This window comes from Pseudomonas sp. GW456-L13 (assembly GCF_017350115.1).
Classification (GTDB): domain Bacteria; phylum Pseudomonadota; class Gammaproteobacteria; order Pseudomonadales; family Pseudomonadaceae; genus Aquipseudomonas; species Aquipseudomonas jessenii.
The window spans coordinates 1825672-1843326 of record NZ_JACNAS010000001.1 but is presented as its reverse complement, the minus strand read 5'-3'; the positions used below and the strand labels follow the sequence as shown (position 1 = coordinate 1843326).

Genomic DNA, 17655 nt, shown 5'->3' with positions numbered 1-17655 from the left:
GCGGGTGAGGTTATGAACCCCAAAGGGCGCCCCCGAAAGGCGCCGGGTGGACTGTCAGGACGGTTCTGCATCCATGCGTCGAGCGATTACATCCAGCACATCGCATCCATCGCGCAATGGCACGCAGCAGAGCAATGCGAAGTCGCTGAGTACAACTGTGTCGGAGGTCAGGTCGCCGCGCATTGCGAGGTTTTCAAGAAGCTGCGTCACGGCGCGAATTCTGTAGCTGGCGGTGCTGAGCAGGGAATGCAGGGGTTGGGTGGTGTTGACGTAGAGGGAGGGGAGGTCGTCGGCGTTGCTGGTTAAAGCCATATATTCATTCATGAGTGATTCCTTGAATTGAAGTGAACTACCACTCAGTGTCGCCAAACAAAAGGTGGTAGCTGTACGCAGGTTGGCGAACCGGGACAAGGCAAACCGGTAGACCCAAAGGTCTCCCACGCACAGCCACCATAAACAGGTAGCCAAGTGCGTTCAGAAACGCTCCGAGATTGCTCGGAGGTTCCTATGCTTTGCCATCGAGTCGCCAAACCCGATACGCCATTTGGACGCGGTCGAACTATAGGTCTCATGACAAAGGCACAGCAATGCGCAAGTCTACGGACATTTCCCAGTGTCGTGTAGGACGTTGCTTTTTCTAACGTTGACCCCTGCTGGGCCCTTAAAAGTAGGGCATTAACGCTAGCGTTGGCAGGCGCATCACCAGATCCCGCGCACAAAAAAACCGGTCACCCGGACCGGCTTTCTCCTGAGCTGCAGATGTACGCTATCCAGTTCTACCGGAGATCACTCTTCACTGGCCCCCATCAATCGATCCTCAAACGCCGAACGCACTGCATCCACAACACGTTGCGCCATGCGCTCATCTTCAAGTATTGGGTACCCTTTTTTCAGCTTACCGGAGACCTTCCAAGCATTTTCCTTGATCGAGCGGATGATGCGATTGGCATCCTGATCCGGCATTTCGATCACTTCTTTGAGTTGTTCCTGCGCTCGCTGAAAGATCACCAGTACTCTGGCCTCATCTGCCATCTCCGTACGAATCGTATGTTCGACAACGCGTGCGGTGTAGAGAACGTGCTCGGTCAGGTCTGGGTACCGCCAGGCAAAGCTTGCGTCTACGTATTCATCGAAGTTGAAATTGCTAAGCGTTTCGTCCTCGTAGGTCACGAGTTCGCCAAACCGATAGGCTGCCGCGTAACGGCGCATGAACTGTCGTGAGAATACTTCAAGCGTACGATCGTAGCCGGCCCTGAAATCGATAGAGCTGGTGATCGTGGCTGACACGGGCAGAATCACTCCGTCGGGCACTGCCTTATCCCGGATCAAGGTGTCATTGATTAGAAAGCGATGGATCCGGCCGTTGCCGTCACGCATTGGATGGATGTACACGAATCCGAATGCAAGCACCGCGGCGCGCGCCACTGACTCGGCACCACGCGTTGCGACCTCGAACTCGTTGAGGCCTTCCAGGAGGGGGGCAAGATCTTCAAAGTGCGGGGCAATGTAATGCACGATGTCTTCGCGCATTGTCGCTTGTCCCACGAAGACAGGGGAGCGCCGCAAGCCTAGTCCGATGGCATCGTGGCCCAGAATGCCGGCTTGCAGGGATCGAAGGGTGTCGTTGCTCAATGGGGCATCTATATGGCCGCAGTGCTGGGCAATGACATGCGCAAACCGCTGGATGCGATCGGCCTGGTCGGCTTCCTTTTCGATGAGGAAACTCGCGCGCGATTCCTTGAACGTCAGCCAGCTGGCCGTTCGCATCAGGATGTCGGAACCAAAGGCTTGATCCAACTCATCCAAAGCCGCACGCAGATCGAATTGCAAGGCCTCCCGCACTGGCTCGGTACGACGAACCAAGGGGCAGAAGTCGGGTGTCCCTGGCAGATTGTTATTGATTCGCCAGCGCCGCGTTCGCAACGACTCACGACGAGTCAGGTAATTTTGTGGTGAAAGTACATCAACATAGGCGCCATTGGTCACATCAGGCACCTCCAGACGTTCCCCTGTCAGCCATTCGTAGAGGAATCCTGTGCGACGGGCATACTGGCCAAAAGGCTCCCGTCGACACCAGTCTTCAACAGGCTGCGGGCCTATGGCCGCAAACAGGCGAGCAAAGAACTCGAGATGAATCTCTTCGTATTTGAGACCGAACTCGAAATGCCCTGCGAAATCGTCTGCAGGGCGGTAGCGTGGCGGATACCTGTTCTCCACGCTTCCAGCGCTTTCACGGCTGACACGTACGGTGCCAATCATCGACTGTACGCGCAGAGGCTGCGCCAATGCGATGTTGTAACGGTTCGCGAGGGTCTGGAAACCGACTTGCATTGACGAAATCCTTTACGGAGACAGGAAAAACGCTAACGAAACTTCCGTATTATGGCGAAACGATAATTTCGTGGGTGGAAAAATACTAATGCTGGATGAAATTTGATACTGAATTCGTATTTTTGGAGAAAAACGCTAATAGCTTTCAGAGTAGCCGACACAGCCGCGAAAGAAAGAATGTACTCACCGATTGATCACAGAAAAGTGACCGACCAAGCTATCCATAAATCCGACGCCATCAAATTACGCCCATAAAAAAACCGGCCATCAAGGCCGGTTTTTTCTGTCTCTGCATCCCCCGTCAAAACAACCCTGACGTGAGATCAAAATTCAATTGGAGCGGGTGAAGGGAATCGAACCCTCGTTATCAGCTTGGGAAGCTGGAGTAATGCCATTATACGACACCCGCTCAGAGCGCTGACTTTGTACCAGATACGGCTGCGGATTTGAAGTTTTTCTTTACGTGGAGCGGGTTTAACGCAGATGTGACAAAAAAGCCCGGACCGCATGACGGTCGATCGCGGGCAAGCCTCGCGCCTGCAGAATACGTTTAACGCAGCAGGGCGGGGCTTGCTCGCGATGACGCTACTTCAGCCTGCCAATGCATGGTGTTCCTGGGCGTTGTGGTAACGCGGTCGGCTTTCGAGTTGCGCTGGTTTCAGGAAGCCCATCAGTGCGTTGCGGCTGTCTCGGCAGGCGGCTTTGTGCTCCATGTCGAGAAAGTGACCGGTGGCCTGAATGGTGCTGAACGTGCTGTGTTGCACGTGGCCGGCGAACAACCGGGCATCGTCGGCGGCGGTGTATTCGTCCCATTCGCCGTTGAGGAACAGCACCGGCACGTCGATTTTCTTCGCCGCGTGCAGGTAGCACTGGCGGTCGCTGTGCAGCACGTCGCTGATGTGGAAGTGCATCTGCCCGTACTCATGTTCGGCCAGAGAGCTGACGTGGCGATAGTTGAAGCGCTTGAACAACGACGGCAGGTGTTTGCCGATGGTGTCGTTCACCAGGTGCCCGACCCGGTCGCGGTCCAGGTTGCCGAGGTGTTCGACGCCGCGCTCGAGGTAGTCGAGCATGTGCGCGTTGATCACCGGGGAGAACGAGCTGATCACGGCTTTTTCGATGCGCCGTGGCCGTTGCGACAATGCCATCATGGTCGCGGCACCGCCCCAGGAAAACGACAGCACGTGCTCGGCGGCGAAGTGGTCGATCAGCTCAAGCAGGATCTGTCCTTCGATTTCCTTGGTGAGCATTTTTTCATGTAGGTTGTGGGCTTTTGACCGGCCCGCGTAGGGCTGGTCGTAGCAGACGACGTTGAACTGCGGATGGAGGTTTTTCACGGTTTGTGCAAACGACGCAGTCGTAGCCATCGAGCCGTTGACCAAGATAATGGTCTTCTCTGCGGCGTCTGCGCGATAGAACTCCGTGTAAACCCGATACTGACCCTGTATATCCAGCACAGCGATTTCTGGCCTCATGTCATAAGACTCCTGGCAAGCGGGTATGCGCGCAAATGAGATTGCACGAGCTTTGTGACAGGTAGGCATACGCCTGGAATTTGAGAGGCCCATGTCGATCCATTGCAGTCCGGTCGACGGGTATTGTTATTGGCGGGCAGTCTGCCGGATGAGGCCGGAACCCTAGGGTTCCTACCGGCAAAAAGTTTCTTAGAAGTATGGGGTGACTCGTCGGTCACATTTCGGCCGACGTCCTGATTCAAGCAGGGGTCACATCATTGCGCAAGTGCCGTTGGTAAATTGTTCGACAACTTTCTGCTGAGCGGTCGCGCGCTTAGATCGATCCGATCTCTTCGTCGGTCAGCGGGCGGTATTCGCCCGGTTTCAAGGCGTCGTCGAGCACCAGCGACCCCATGCGTTCGCGATGCAGGCGCATCACCTTGTTGTCGAAGTGGCCGAACATGCGCTTGACCTGGTGATAGCGGCCCTCGACGATGCTCAGGCGTGCGCATTTTGGCCCGAGCAGCTCTAGCCCGGCGGGTTGCGTGGTGAGGTCTTCGAAGGCGAAGTACAGCCCTTCGTTGAATTTGATCGCGTATTCGGGGCCGATGTCCTGCTCGGTTTCGACGTAATAGACCTTGGGCAGTTTGGTCTGCGGTTGGGTCAGGCGCCGCGACCAACTGCCATCGTTGGTGATCAGCATCAGGCCGGTGGTGTTGAAGTCCAGGCGTCCGGCGATGTGCAGTTCGTCCTTGTCCGGTTCATGGATCAGATCGAGCACGGTCGGGTGCTGCTGATCCCGGGTGGCGCTGACGCATCCGGCGGGCTTGTGCAACATGAAATGGCGCAGGGGTTTACCGACTTGCAGCACCTCGTTGTCGACTTCGACGCGGCTGAATTCGCGGACTTCGCTGTGCGGGTCGCTGACGACTTTTCCGTCAACCCTGACGCGTTTTTCCACCAGCAACAGGCGCACCTGCTTACGGTTGAAGCACGGCAGGTTGCTGAGGAAACGGTCGACACGCATGACTTAAGGATCGGAAAGGACAGGGGCGCGCATCTTACTTGATCGACCCGGACGCTGCTTGCAACTGCGCCTCGACCTCAGCGCAGCGCGGGCACAGGCACGAGGCGTCGCGCAGTTCCGCCGGCAGCGCCTGGAGCACCGCCGGGTCGATGCTGACGCCGTAGCACCAGCAGGCGCGGTCGGCGGTTCGCGGGTCGGCCAGGGCGCAGTCGTTGGATGCACCGCAGGCCGGGCAGAGGTCAGGCTGGTTCATAGCTGAAGTGAGGTTTTTCCACGCAGGTTCGGTTACGGCCAGTTTGCTTGGCCCGATACATCGCATGATCCGCCCGTGACAGCAGGCTGTGCAAGGTATCATCGGGCTGCTGGGTGGTGATGCCGATGCTGACGGTCACATGCAAGGCCTGACTGTTGTAGGCATAGCGCTGTTGTTCCACGTGCTGGCGAATTTTCTCGGCAATCATCAGGCCGGTCTTACCGTCGGTGTCCTTGAGCAGCACGATGAACTCTTCACCACCCCAGCGGCAGACGATGTCGGAGTGCCGCAGGCAACTTTCCAGATCCCGGGCGAAACCGATCAGTACCTGGTCGCCGGCCAGGTGGCCGTAGGTGTCGTTCAGCGCCTTGAAGTGGTCCAGGTCCAGCAGCAAAGCGGTCAGCGGCTTGGGCTCGCGCCGGGCTTCGTGCATGGCCTGCGCGGCCAGCAGGTCGAAGCCGCGACGGTTGGGCAGTTCGGTCAGGCTGTCGAGGATGGCCTGGGCCTGGATCTTGTCCTGATAGCGTTTGATCACCCGGCTGAGCAGGGCCAGCACGATCAAGGTGACCAGCAGGCAGATCAGCAGGTTGAGGTACAGCGACTGGCGGATTTCACCTAGGGCACTGTCTTCGCGTTTGTCGACGAACAGGTACCAGTTCAGCTCCGGGATAAACCGCACGTTGAGGAAATGCCCCTGGCCCTGCACGGAGTATTCATAGCTGCCGCTGTGGGGTTTGGGCAGCCGGCTGACCAGGTCTTTCATGCTGTCGAGTTCGCTGAGTTTCTGCCCGATGTGCGCACCCTGCGGACCCCCTTCGGCGCCGGTGAGCACCAGGCGCCCGAAGTTGTCGACGAAATACACACTGCGTTGATAGCGCTGCTGGTACTTGTCGATCAGCTTGATCACGGCATCGACGGTCAGGCCAACCCCGGCCGCGCCGATGAATCGGCTGTTGTAGTCGTAGACCTTGTAGTTGATGAAGAAGGTCAGGTTGTCTTTGTTGGCGAGATCCGGGTCGACGTTGATCTCGTACGGATCCTTCATGTCCCGCACGCGAAAGTACCAGGCGTCGCGGGGCTCGGTGGCCTTGACCTGCTTGAGCACACCCTTGGCGTGGTAGTAGGTCAGGCTGGTGTTGGAGACGAAAAACGCGGTGTAGGCGCCGTAGTGGGTCATGACCTCGTTGAGGTAACGGGTCATCTGGTCGGAATCCTTTTCACCATTGACCACCCAGTCGCGCATGAAGGTGTCGCGGGCCATCATCGAGGAAATCAGGATCGGCCTGACGAGGTCTTTCTGGATTTCCGAGTAGACCGTGTCCGACGTCAGCGGCAGTTCGGTGTTGACGATGTTGTCGCGGATCGAGGCCCGGGAGGCGTAGTAACTGAGGAAGGAGGTGGCGAGGAAACCTGCGCCCAGCAACGCGACCAGCGTGAGCACCAACGAACGTTGAGAGTACAGCGGCGAGCGAAGCGGCATGGCAGTTCCATTGGCAGTCATCCGATGGTTGCATTCTAATGGCACTGCGGGGAAATACTGCTCCATGTGTGCCGCGAATGGTCGTCCCCACATTCCACGAAGGGTTACGCCCGCCGCCAGCGTGAATGAGGCGGCACTTTGATGGTGCTCGTGTGCACCGCATTGGAACCTGTCCGCCGCTGATCAGACGGTGGGTGCAACGTCGCACTTGGCAGGGGATTGCCAGTCAAAACAGGTGTAAGTCGGAGCGTGCCGACTGCTGTTACAGGTCTTTACGGAGGCCGCCATGTTGCGTCGATTATTGTTAGGTGCAGTACTGGGTCTTGGATTGTCTGGCTGCTACTACTACGCCGGTCCTGCCGACGTCTACGGGGGACCTTATTACTACCCCGGCTACTACTCGCCCTATTACTACGGTTACTACGGTCCGCGTTATTACGGTGGTTATCGCGCCTATTACTACGGTGGGCATGGTTACTACCGTGGCCACGGCGGCGGACACGGACATCATGGCGGTGGACATCGAGGTGGCCACCGTTAATCAGGGCGCGAATGGATGAAAAACCTTTCATCGGCCAGATGTTTCCACTTGTTTCAAGGGCGCACCAGATTCCGAATTCGGTGTCTGATCTTTCGACAGTCACCGAACATTTGTCTGTCGCCTGCCAGCGTCGCTGGTGTGGCTTACCCGCGGTCCAGGAGGCCGCCATGCTCTGTCGAATTCTTCTGTTAGCTGTGTTGGGATTGTCCCTTGGTGGGTGCGTGCCTTATTACGATGAAGGAGGCAGTTACTACAGTTCCGAGGTCTATACCTCGCCATCGCCAACCTATTACGCCGGGGGGAGTTCCTACTACTCCAATGGTGGCGGTTACTACACACCGCCGCCCCGGTACTACGTGCCGCCAGCGCGGTATTACCAGCCGACACCGCGCTATTACTCACAGCCACGGATCTATCAACCGTCGCGCTATTACTCGCAGCCGCGGATGTATCAACCATCGCGCCATTACCAGTCGGCCCCTCGTTACTATCAGCCGTCGCGTGGCGACTACCGCACGCATCAGAACCATGGCTGGGACGGCCGTAACCGCGGGAACTGGAACAACGACTATCGCGGTAACGGTCGAGGCTATCGCAGCGGGCGGGGCGGCCACCGATAGCTTTGTACAAAACACAACTCTGAATGTGGGAGCGGCGGTGCGACGATTCGACTTACTCGCGAAGGCGGAGTGTCAGTCAACATCAATGTTGCTGAGATGACGCTTTCGCGAGCAAGTCGAATCGTCGCACCGCCGCTCCCACAGTGTTGTGTGCAGTTTTCAGTATTCGGACAAATCCGCCAGCGGATGCCGACCTTCCCAAGCCTTGTGAAAATGCGCCTCTACCACCGCGTCCGGCACGTTGTTGATGTCCGGCCAGTGCCAGTGCGGCTTCTGGTCCTTGTCGATCAGCCGGGCACGTACGCCTTCGCTGAATTCCGGATGCCGACAGCAGTTGAGGCTCAGGGTGTATTCCATCTGGAAGACTTCGGCCAATGACAGGTGTCGGGCTCGAATGATCTGCTCCCACACCAGACGAGCGGTCAGCGGAGCGCCTTCGCTCAGGGTCCTGGCGGCGCGGCTCAGCAACAGGTCGGTGTGATCGCGCAAGGCGCTGATGGCCTTCCAGGCGCAACGCACGTCGCTGACATCCAGCAGTTCGTCGATCTGCTGTCGGCGCGGCAGCCACTGGGCTTCGGGCATCTGCGCCACGGCTTCCTGCTGCAAGGCCTTGAGCAGGCTGTTGAGCTGCATGGGTGTCTGTTCCTGCCAGTTCAATTGCAACAGGCCTTCGATCAATTCCGGCTGCTGCTCATCGAGCAGGAAACGATCGGCCAGGTCCAGGTCAATGGCATCGCGGCCGTTCATGTGCGCACCGGTCAGGCCCAGGAACAACCCGAGCTTGCCGGGCAGGCGCGACAGAAACCAACTGGCGCCAACGTCCGGGTACAGGCCGATGCTGATCTCCGGCATGGCCAAGCGGCTGCTCGGCGTGACGATGCGAATGCCTGCCCCTTGCAACAGTCCCATGCCACCGCCGAGCACATAGCCGTGGCCCCAGCAGATCAGCGGTTTCGGGTAGGTATGAAGTTTGAAGTCCAGGCGATATTCCGCAGCAAAGAACTGCGCGGCCAGTGGCGGTACTTCGCCCGGATGGACGCGACAGGCTTCCACCAGGCTGCGCACTTCGCCGCCGGCGCAAAAGGCCTTGGCACCATTGCCGCGCAACAGAACGCAGACGATCTGCGGGTCCTTGGCCCAGGCCCCCATTCGGTCGCGCAGGGCGTTGATCATCGGCAGGGACAGGGCGTTCAGGGACTTTTCGGCATCCAGGCTGGCGATGCCGATGCGCGCGCCGTCGGTGCCGGTGAGTTCTTCGAAGTGCAGATTCATCGTGACCTCGATCGGGAATTTGAGGGTTAAGTATGATCGCTGTGTGGGAAAGTGCCGGATCTGCGTCAGATCAATTGACAAGCGTGATGCGCTTTCCTAGGGTTCGCCCCATTGTTTTTTCCGGATGTAACCATGACTGCTGACGACCGTATCAAACTCGAACCGGGCTGGAAGGAGGCACTGCGTGCCGAATTCGACCAGCCCTACATGGCAGAGTTGCGAAACTTCCTGCAACAGGAGCGGGCGGCCGGTAAGGAGATCTATCCGCCGGGGCCGATGATTTTCAACGCGCTCAATTCCACGCCGCTGGACAAGGTCAAGGTAGTGATCCTCGGGCAGGACCCTTATCACGGCCCGGGCCAGGCCCATGGCTTGTGCTTCTCGGTGCAACCGGGCGTGCCGGCGCCGCCGTCGCTGGTGAACATTTACAAAGAGCTCAAACGCGACCTGAACATCGACATTCCCAACCATGGCTACTTGCAAAGCTGGGCCGATCAGGGCGTGCTGATGCTCAACACCACCATGACCGTCGAGCGTGCCAACGCCAATGCGCACAAGGACAAGGGCTGGCAGTTTTTCACCGATCGGGTCATTGAAGTGGTCAGCCAGCAGCAACCGCACCTGGTGTTCATGCTGTGGGGCGCCCATGCCCAGAGCAAGCAGAAGCTGATCGATGCGACTAAGCATCTGGTGTTGACCTCGGTGCATCCGTCACCGCTGTCGGCCTATCGCGGCTTTCTCGGTTGCGGGCACTTCAGCCGGACCAATAAATTTCTGGAACAGAATGGCGAGACGCCGATCGAGTGGCGGTTGCCGCCGGTTTGATGGGCTGAGCAAGAGGGCCCCATCGCGAGCAAGCTCGCTCCCACAAGGATCACGCGAACCCTGTGGGAGCGAGCTTGCTCGCGATGAAGGCAACTCGGTCTATCAGACTGAATCCGGACCCCGGTTCCAGTACTTGAACAACGGCTCCGCCAGAAACAACACAAACAACAGCCGCATCACCTGCATCGCCGTCACCAGCGGCACCGACAGTTGCAGGGTTTCCGCTGTCAGGCTCATCTCGGCAATCCCGCCGGGCATCATGCCCAAGGTCAGTGAACGCAGATCCAGATGGGTCAGCGCACTCAAACCCAATGCCGCCGCCGTGGCGATCAGCATGGTCAACACCGTGCCGATCAGGGTGCGCCCCATGAACGACGGCGCACGCCGGAAAAACTGCCGGTTGAAGTGACAGCCCAGACCGCTGCCGATCAACCATTGGCCAATCTGGCTACCGCCGTCGGGCAAGCCGATGTGCAGGTCCCAGCCGATGCTGACGGCCGCACTGACCAGCAACGGCCCGAACAGCCAGGGGTTGGGTTGACGCAGGCGCTCCCAGATCCAGGCCGCCAACGCGCCAGCGGGAAACAACACCGCCAGCCAGCGCCAATCGATGCTGCCAGCGTGGAAAGTCGACGCACCGTCCCCCAACAAATACTTGAAGGCTGCCGGCACGCACAGCACCACGACCAACACGCGCAAACTCTGCCCCGCCGCCACACGGCTGAGTACCGCACCATTGCGGGCGCCGAGGTTGACCATCTCCCCGGAACCGCCGGGCATGCTGGAAAAGAACGCCGTGGCGCGATCTTCTCCGGTACGGCGCATCAGCCACACGCCGACCACGGCGGACAGGCTGGTGACCAACGCACCAAAGAAAATCAAACCGAAATGACTCAGCACCTGCTCCATCATCACCGGGGTGAAGTGCAGGCCGATGCCGATACCGACGATCCACTGGCCGCACTTGCGCCCGCCAGGGATTTCGGCCAATTGCCAGGGTGTCAGGCAGCGCACGAGGATGATCGCCAGCAACGAGCCGACCATCCACGGCAAAGGCCAGCCGACCTGGCTGGCGAGATAACCGCCCAGCAGGCCGACCAGCGGGGTTCCCCACCAGAGTTTGAAGGGGGACCGATCAGACATCGGCGACAACGCGTTGCGCCACTGAACGTTTACGCCAGATGCGCACAATCGGCACCAGCAACATGACCACGATCAACCCCCAGACACCGACGGTGATGCCGCTCGACCAGAGGATGTCCAGCGAACCGTTGGAGATCGACAGCGCCCGACGCAGGTTCTGCTCCATCAAGCCGCCAAGGATGAAACCCAGTAGCACCGGCGACAGCGGGAAGTCGAGCTTGCGCAGGATGTAGCCGAAGATGCCGATACCGATCATCAGGAACAGGTCGAAGGTGGTGGCATGCACCGCGTACACGCCGATAGCGGTGATGATCGCAATCATCGGCACCAGCGCCCAGTTCGGCACGGCGAGGATTTTGGTGAAGATGCGGATCATCGGGATATTGAGGATCACCAGCATGATGTTGGCGATAAACAATGACGCAATCAGGCCCCAGACGATGTCCGGTTGCTGTTGGAACAGCAGGGGGCCGGGCGTGATGTTGTACAGCGACAGCGCACCGATCATCACCGCCGTGGTGCCCGAGCCGGGAACACCGAGGGTCAGCATCGGCACCAACGCGCCGCAGGCTTCGGCACCGATGGCGGTTTCCGGGGCCGCAAGACCGCGTTTGTCGCCCTGGCCGAATTTGCCGCTTGGGCCGGCAATGCGTTTCTCGGTCATGTAGGCCACCGCACTGGCCAGCGTCGCTCCGGCACCCGGCAGTACGCCCATGATGAAACCGAGCACGCCACAACGCATGTTCACCCAGAACACCGAAGCGGCTTCCTTGAAGTTGAACAGCATGCGCCCGGTCGCCTGGAAGGCTTCCTGGCCACGGTGGGTTTTTTCCAGCAGCAACAGGATTTCGCTGATGGAGAACAGGCCCAGCACCAGCACTACGAATTGAATGCCGTCGGTGAGGTGGATGTTATCGCCGGTGAAGCGGTACACGCCGCTGTTGGCATCAATGCCGACCGTCGACAGAAACAGCCCGATCAGCGCGGCGATGAAGGTCTTGAGCGGGCGGTCGCCGGCCATGCCGCCGAGACAGACAATCGCAAACACCATCAGCACGAAGTATTCCGCCGGGCCGAAGGCAATCGCCCATTTCGCCAGTATCGGCGCGAATACCACCATCCCGCAGGTGGCAATGAAAGCGCCGATGAACGAACTCCAGGCCGACAGCGACAGGGCAACACCGGCCAGGCCTTGACGGGCCATCGGGTAGCCGTCGAGGGTCGTCATCACGGTGGAGGCTTCGCCGGGAATGTTCAGCAGGATCGAACTGATCCGGCCGCCGTATTCGCAACCCAGATACACCGCCGCCAGCAGGATCAATGCCGACTCCGGCGGCAGGCCCAGTGCGAACGCAATCGGGATCAGCAATGCCACGCCGTTGATCGGCCCCAGCCCCGGCAGCAGGCCGACGACGGTGCCGATCAGCGTGCCGCTGAGGGCGGTCACCAGGTTGTAAGGGGTTAGTGCGACGCCGAAGCCGTGACTCAAATAACCAAGCGTATCCATATCAGTTCTCCAGAACGTCGAGCAGGCCCAGAGGCAGTGGCACGTCCATGACTTTGTCGAACAGCAGGTACAGACCGACGCTCATCAGGCTGATGATTATCGCGCCCGGCAGCCAGCGTCCGCCGTACAGGCGAGCCATCGGTATGCCAACCAGCATGCTGCTGAGAATGAAGCCCAGCGGTTCGAACAGCCCGGCGAAGACCAGCAGCAACAGTACGCAAACACCTATTTTGGTCAGGGTTTCGCGATCCAGCGGTGGCTCTTCATCGGTGTGCTTGATGGGCGAAGGGCGATACACCATGTACACCAGCGCCAGGCCCATCAGTCCCAGCATCAGCAGGGGGAAGGCTCGCGGGCCGATCGGTTCGTAGGAAAAAGGTGCCTGGTAGGGCCAGGCCATCGCCACCAGGCTGAGGCAGGCCAGCAACAGCACCGAAGCAAAAATGCGTTGTAAGAGCATGGGGAACTCCTGTGCCGCGACTCCGCCAAACGGAGCCGCGGCCGCTAGACAGAGGCGATCACTGGATCAGGCCGAACTCTTTGGCCAGCACTTTGTAGTCCGCAACCTGCTTCTTCACGTAGGTGTCCAGTTCCGGGCCGGTCATGGCGAACGGGAACAGTTCACGCTGGTCGCGCAGCTTGGCGAACTCGGGGGAGGCCAGCAGCTTGTCGAAGGAATCCTTCCACCAGGCATAGTCTTCATCGCTGACTTTTGGCCCGAGGTAGAAGCCGCGAACCACCGGCCAGACGATGTCGTAGCCTTGCTCGCGGGCTGTCGGAATGTCCTTCATTTCCGGCTCGTCCAGGCGCTTGTCGGAGAACACCGCCAGCAGGCGCATGTCGCCACTCTGGATGTGCGGCATGGAGTCGGAGATGTCGGTGCTGCCGACCTGGATGTGACCGCCGAGCAGGGCGGTAGCAATCTCGCCGCCTCCTTCGAGGGCAACGTAACGCAGGTCACGGGGGTTGATCCCGGCGGCCTTGGCGATCAGCGCGGTTTGCATCCAGTCCTGGCTGCCGACGGTGCCGCCGGAGCCGATCACCACTTTGCTCGGATCTTTCTTCAGTGCCTGGACCAGATCGTCGAGGGTCTTGTAGGGCGAATCGCTTTTCACCGCGATGGCGCCATAGCTGGTGCCAACGGCGGCCAGCCAGCGCACGTGGCTTTCATCGAAACGACCGAACTTGCCCTGGGCCAGGTTCAGCAGCGAACCACTGGACCAGGCCACCAGGGTGCCAGCATCGGCCGGACGTTGGGCGACCACTGCGTTGTAGGCCACTGCGCCAACGCCGCCGGGCATGTAGGTCACGCGCATCGGTTTGGTCAGCAGTTTTTCGTTGACCAGCGCGCTTTGCGCCAGTTTGCAGGTCAGGTCGAAACCACCGCCGGGCGAGGCCGGGGCGATGCATTCCGGGCGTTTGGGTTCGGCAAGCGCATGGCCGGTAAACAGCAGTACGCTGGCCGCGAGGGCAATTTTACGCATTGACAGGTTCATTCAAGTCTCCTTGGGAGTTGTTGTTATGGACGCACTGAATTACCAAAGGGCAACGCTATAGCTCACCAGCAGACGCACTTCATCGGCATCGCGAGCAGAGTAGTTGGAGCGGTAGGTGGCATTGCGCAGGCGCACGGCGACATCCTTGAGCGCGCCGCTTTGTACAACATATTTAATCTCGGAGTTGCGTTCCCACTCTTTGCCTTCGTCACCGTTCTTGAGCTTGATGTTGTCACCGCTCACGTAACGGCTCATGAAGGTCAGACCGGGGACGCCGAGGGTGACGAAGTCGAAGTCATAACGCGCTTGCCAGGAGCGTTCTTCGGCGCCGGCAAAGTCGTTGATCTGCACGAAGTTCACCAGGTACGGGTCGGCGCCATCCACATACGGGAATGCACTGTCGCCGGACATGTGCTGGTAGCCCGCGCTGAACTTGTGGCCACTCAAGGCGTAACTCACCAGGCCGTTGAGGGACTTGTTGTCGATCTTGCCGCCACGTGCCTCGCCCTGGTCATCACTGATGGCAAACCGCAGGTCGGTGGCAAAGGTGCCGGGGCCGAATGGCTGCGAAGCGATCAAGCCGAGGAAATGCTGGTTGTAGACTTCATCGAGTTGCGCGAAGTGGTAGCTGCCGGTGATCTTGTCGGTGAGCTTGTAGTCCAGGCCGCCAAAATCAAAGTGCTTGCCGGCCACGGTGCCAGCGAAACGGCCGTTCTTGTTGTTGAGGGCTATGTCCTCGAAATCGGTGCTGTCGCGGTCCTTGGCTTTATCCAGACGCCCGCCGGTGAAGGTCAGGTTCTTGAGCTCTTTGGAGGTCAGCATGCCGCCCTCGAAGGTCTGCGGCAGGATGCGCCCGTCATTGGGCTTGAGGATCGGCAATTCCGGGATCAGGGTGCCGATTTTCAGCTCGCTGGCGGAGATTTTCATTTTGCCGGTCAGGCCGAGCTTGGAGTATTCGTCGACGGCGCGCCCATCGTCGGTCGGCAGCAGGCCGGTACCGGTACGGTCCGGGCTCGAATCGAGCTTGACCCCCATCATGCCCAGCGCATCGACACCGAACCCCACGGTGCCGTCGGTGTAGCCTGATTTCAGATTGAGCATGAACCCCTGGGCCCACTCGTCACGCTTGGACTGTTGGGCGCTGGTGCCGTCGCGAAAGTCGCGATTGAAGTACATGTTGCGGGTTTCGAAAGTGGCCGAGCTGTCTTCGAAGAATGCGGCCTGGCTCAACGGCGAAAAGCCGGCAAGGGCGGCAGCGCTGGCAAGCGCAGTGTGGCTGAAACGGGAGAGGCGGGCAGGCGCGATAGCCTGGGTCTGCAGGGACTGCATGGATGACTTACTCCGTTTATTGTTCTTATTTGTCGAAAACGCTTCGAGGCGTTTTTCGTATCGCTGTGTGGCTGCAGCGACGGCAGTCGAAACTGTCCGTGGCTGGACTGTAACGGGCTAACCTTTCGCTAACCTTTCAGCTGACTTTCACGGTTTTCGGGCTTCACAGCGGCGGTTGCGGCTGTAAACTTCGCGCCAGAGAATGGCGTCGACCATCCCGGAATGAGGTAAAGATCCATGCGTGTTCTGCTCGTCGAAGACCATTTGCAGCTCGCCGAAAGTGTCGCCCAGGCGCTCAAGAGCACCGGGCTGACCGTGGACGTTCTGCACGATGGCGTGGCGGCCGACCTGGCGCTGGGCAGCGAGGAATACGCCATGGCGATCCTCGATGTCGGCTTGCCGCGCATGGATGGTTTCGAAGTGCTGGCGCGTTTGCGGGCGCGGGGCAAGAACCTGCCGGTGTTGATGCTGACCGCCCGCAGCGACGTCAAGGATAGGGTCCACGGCCTGAACCTCGGCGCCGACGACTACCTGGCCAAGCCGTTCGAGCTGACCGAGCTTGAAGCCCGGGTCAAAGCCTTGTTGCGCCGCAGTGTGCTGGGCGGTGAACGCATTCAGCGTTGTGGTGTGCTGGCCTATGACCTGGAAACCCGGCGTTTCACCCTCGGTGAAGAATTGCTGACCCTGACCTCCCGCGAACAGGCCGTACTCGAAGCCCTGATCGCGCGCCCCGGTCGGGTGATGAGCAAGGAGCAACTGGCGTCGCAAGTGTTCGGTCTCGACGAAGAGGCCAGCCCCGATGCGATCGAAATCTACGTGCACCGGCTGCGCAAGAAACTCGACGGCCAGCCGGTCGCCATCGTGACCTTCCGCGGCCTCGGTTACTTGCTGGAAAGCCGCGATGCATAAGCCCAGCAGCCTGCGCTGGAGGTTGCTGTGGAACCTGGCGCTGCTGCTGGTGGTGTTGATGCTGGCCAGTGGTTTGAGCGCCTACTGGAACGGACGCGAAGCTGCCGATACGGCCTATGACCGGACCCTGCTGGCGTCGGCGCGAACCATCGCTGCCGGCGTCTCCCAGCGCGACGGCACCCTGAGTGCCGACGTGCCCTACGTGGCCCTCGATACCTTTGCCTACGACAGTGCCGGGCGAATTTTCTACCTGGTCAACGATATCAATCAGAAGCTGATTTCCGGTTACGAAAACCTGCCCGCGCCACCGCCGGGAACGCCGCGCACCGATGACTATCCGGCGCTTGCACGTTTCTACAACGCCCAGTACCGCGGGCAGAACGTGCGCGTGGTGAGCCTGCTCAAGCCCGTGAGCGAGCCGAACATGAATGGTATGGCGGAAATTCGCGTGGCGGAAACCGATGAGGCGCGCGTCAGCATGGCCCGCAGTCTGGCGGCGGATACTTTGCTGCGCCTGGGCATGCTGGCAATCGGTGCGTTGATGCTGGTGTGGTTCGCGGTGAGTGCTGCGTTGCGCCCGCTGGAGCGCTTGCGCACGGCGGTGGAAGAGCGCCAGCCGGACGATCTGCGCCCCTTGCCTTTGGTGGAAGTGCAGCGCGAATTGTGGCCGCTGGTGCGCGCACTCAATCACTTTACCGAGCGCTTGCGTGGCCAGTTCGAGAAGCAGGCACAATTCATCGCCGACGCCGCCCACGAACTGCGCACGCCGCTGGCGGCACTCAAGGCGCGCCTGGAGCTGGGCCAGCGCTCGGCTGAGCCCGATGTCTGGCGCAGCACGCTGGAGAATGCCGCCCAGAGCACTGATCGATTGACTCATCTGGCCAATCAGTTGCTTTCCCTGGCGCGGGTCGAAAATGGCGCACGGGCGATTGCCGAGGGCGGCGCGCAGTTACTCGACCTGAGTCAGTTGGCACGGGAGCTGGGCATGGCCATGGCGCCGTTGGCCCACAAGCGTGGTATCGCGCTGGCGCTGGAGGCGGATGAACCGGTCTGGCTGCGGGGCGAGCCGACGTTATTGAACGAGCTGCTGAGCAATCTGGTGGATAACGCACTGGCCCACACGCCGCCGGGTGGCAACGTGATTCTGCGGGTCTCGGCGCCTGCCGTGCTGGAAGTCGAAGATGATGGCCCCGGCATACCTCTTGAAGAACGCGATCGGGTATTCGAGCGCTTTTATCGCCGCAATCAGCAAGTGGCCGGTTCCGGATTGGGGTTGGCGATTGTCGGTGAGATCTGCCGCGCGCATCTGGCCCAGATCAGCCTGCACGATGGCGAGCGGGCAGGGTTGAAGGTGCGGGTGAGTTTTATCTCCGGGGAGTAACACAACATCTGTGGCGAGGGGGCTTGTCGGAATGCCGCACCACCCCGTTCGGCTGCGCAGCAGTCGTAAATCCTGACTATGCGGTGT

At 59.9% G+C, this 17655-nt stretch carries 17 protein-coding genes and 1 tRNA gene; 5 read left to right on the top strand and 13 right to left on the bottom strand.

Features of this window, described 5'->3' with window-relative positions; genetic code table 11:
- Window positions 1-54: 54 nt before the first annotated feature.
- From J4D25_RS08380 to J4D25_RS08350, 7 genes are all read right to left on the bottom strand, one after another.
- Entirely contained in the window at window positions 55-324 is a 270-nt protein-coding gene (locus tag J4D25_RS08380) for a hypothetical protein (protein WP_057716042.1), read from the bottom strand.
- 462 nt (window positions 325-786) lie between these two features.
- Window positions 787-2331: a Fic family protein gene (locus tag J4D25_RS08375; RefSeq protein ID WP_057716041.1), complete on the bottom strand. Its 1545-nt coding sequence runs from the start codon at window positions 2329-2331 to the stop codon at window positions 787-789.
- Window positions 2332-2666: 335 nt separating this feature from the next.
- A tRNA-Gly gene (locus J4D25_RS08370) sits at window positions 2667-2740 on the bottom strand.
- A 181-nt stretch (window positions 2741-2921) separates the two neighbouring features.
- On the bottom strand, window positions 2922-3806 hold the full coding sequence (locus tag J4D25_RS08365; protein WP_057716040.1) for an alpha/beta fold hydrolase: 885 nt from the start codon (window positions 3804-3806) through the stop codon (window positions 2922-2924).
- Between the two features lie 313 nt (window positions 3807-4119).
- Window positions 4120-4812, bottom strand: coding sequence for a pseudouridine synthase (locus J4D25_RS08360; protein WP_057716039.1), 693 nt, complete (start codon window positions 4810-4812; stop codon window positions 4120-4122).
- Between the two features lie 34 nt (window positions 4813-4846).
- Window positions 4847-5065 carry a cysteine-rich CWC family protein gene (locus J4D25_RS08355; RefSeq protein ID WP_057716038.1) on the bottom strand — a complete coding sequence of 73 codons (219 nt, stop codon included), beginning with the start codon at window positions 5063-5065 and terminating at the stop codon, window positions 4847-4849.
- Window positions 5052-6545 carry a sensor domain-containing diguanylate cyclase gene (locus tag J4D25_RS08350; protein WP_057716037.1) on the bottom strand — a complete coding sequence of 498 codons (1494 nt, stop codon included), beginning with the start codon at window positions 6543-6545 and terminating at the stop codon, window positions 5052-5054. Before J4D25_RS08350 ends, J4D25_RS08355 begins: the two co-directional genes overlap by 14 nt.
- Before the next feature lie 286 nt (window positions 6546-6831).
- Between J4D25_RS08350 and J4D25_RS08345 the strand changes: the two genes are divergently transcribed.
- Window positions 6832-7086 (top strand): hypothetical protein, encoded by a 255-nt coding sequence (locus tag J4D25_RS08345; protein ID WP_079246796.1) that lies wholly within the window; start codon window positions 6832-6834, stop codon window positions 7084-7086.
- A gap of 167 nt (window positions 7087-7253) precedes the next feature.
- The gene (locus tag J4D25_RS08340; protein ID WP_079246795.1) at window positions 7254-7706 is read left to right on the top strand and encodes a hypothetical protein; all 453 of its coding nucleotides are present in this window, start codon (window positions 7254-7256) and stop codon (window positions 7704-7706) included.
- A 159-nt stretch (window positions 7707-7865) separates the two neighbouring features.
- Here the strand turns inward: J4D25_RS08340 and J4D25_RS08335 are convergent, their stop codons facing one another.
- A complete protein-coding gene (locus tag J4D25_RS08335; protein WP_057716035.1) occupies window positions 7866-8978 on the bottom strand; it encodes an enoyl-CoA hydratase/isomerase family protein in 1113 nt (370 codons plus the stop codon).
- 132 nt (window positions 8979-9110) lie between these two features.
- Here J4D25_RS08335 and ung point away from each other — a divergent pair, with 132 nt between their 5' ends.
- Window positions 9111-9803, top strand: a complete 693-nt coding sequence (gene ung / locus J4D25_RS08330; RefSeq protein WP_008050720.1) for a uracil-DNA glycosylase — start codon at window positions 9111-9113, stop codon at window positions 9801-9803.
- A gap of 102 nt (window positions 9804-9905) precedes the next feature.
- Here ung and J4D25_RS08325 read toward each other — a convergent pair whose 3' ends face one another.
- The 5 genes from J4D25_RS08325 to J4D25_RS08305 are packed head-to-tail and all read right to left on the bottom strand — an operon-like array spanning window position 9906 to window position 15278.
- Entirely contained in the window at window positions 9906-10946 is a 1041-nt protein-coding gene (locus J4D25_RS08325; protein WP_057716034.1) for an AbrB family transcriptional regulator, read from the bottom strand.
- A complete protein-coding gene (locus J4D25_RS08320; protein ID WP_057716033.1) occupies window positions 10939-12453 on the bottom strand; it encodes a tripartite tricarboxylate transporter permease in 1515 nt (504 codons plus the stop codon). Before J4D25_RS08320 ends, J4D25_RS08325 begins: the two co-directional genes overlap by 8 nt.
- Before the next feature lies 1 nt (window position 12454).
- Window positions 12455-12913, bottom strand: a complete 459-nt coding sequence (locus tag J4D25_RS08315) for a tripartite tricarboxylate transporter TctB family protein (RefSeq protein ID WP_057716032.1) — start codon at window positions 12911-12913, stop codon at window positions 12455-12457.
- Window positions 12914-12971: 58 nt separating this feature from the next.
- On the bottom strand, window positions 12972-13949 hold the full coding sequence (locus J4D25_RS08310) for a tripartite tricarboxylate transporter substrate binding protein (protein WP_057716031.1): 978 nt from the start codon (window positions 13947-13949) through the stop codon (window positions 12972-12974).
- A gap of 39 nt (window positions 13950-13988) precedes the next feature.
- Window positions 13989-15278, bottom strand: a complete 1290-nt coding sequence (locus J4D25_RS08305; protein WP_057716030.1) for an OprD family porin — start codon at window positions 15276-15278, stop codon at window positions 13989-13991.
- Window positions 15279-15515: 237 nt separating this feature from the next.
- On the opposite strand from J4D25_RS08305, the gene J4D25_RS08300 reads away from it, so the two are divergent.
- On the top strand, window positions 15516-16187 hold the full coding sequence (locus tag J4D25_RS08300) for a response regulator (RefSeq protein WP_007979804.1): 672 nt from the start codon (window positions 15516-15518) through the stop codon (window positions 16185-16187).
- Entirely contained in the window at window positions 16180-17568 is a 1389-nt protein-coding gene (locus J4D25_RS08295) for a sensor histidine kinase (RefSeq protein ID WP_057716029.1), read from the top strand. The genes J4D25_RS08300 and J4D25_RS08295 overlap by 8 nt, the downstream gene beginning before the upstream one ends.
- Window positions 17569-17655 lie beyond the last annotated feature (87 nt).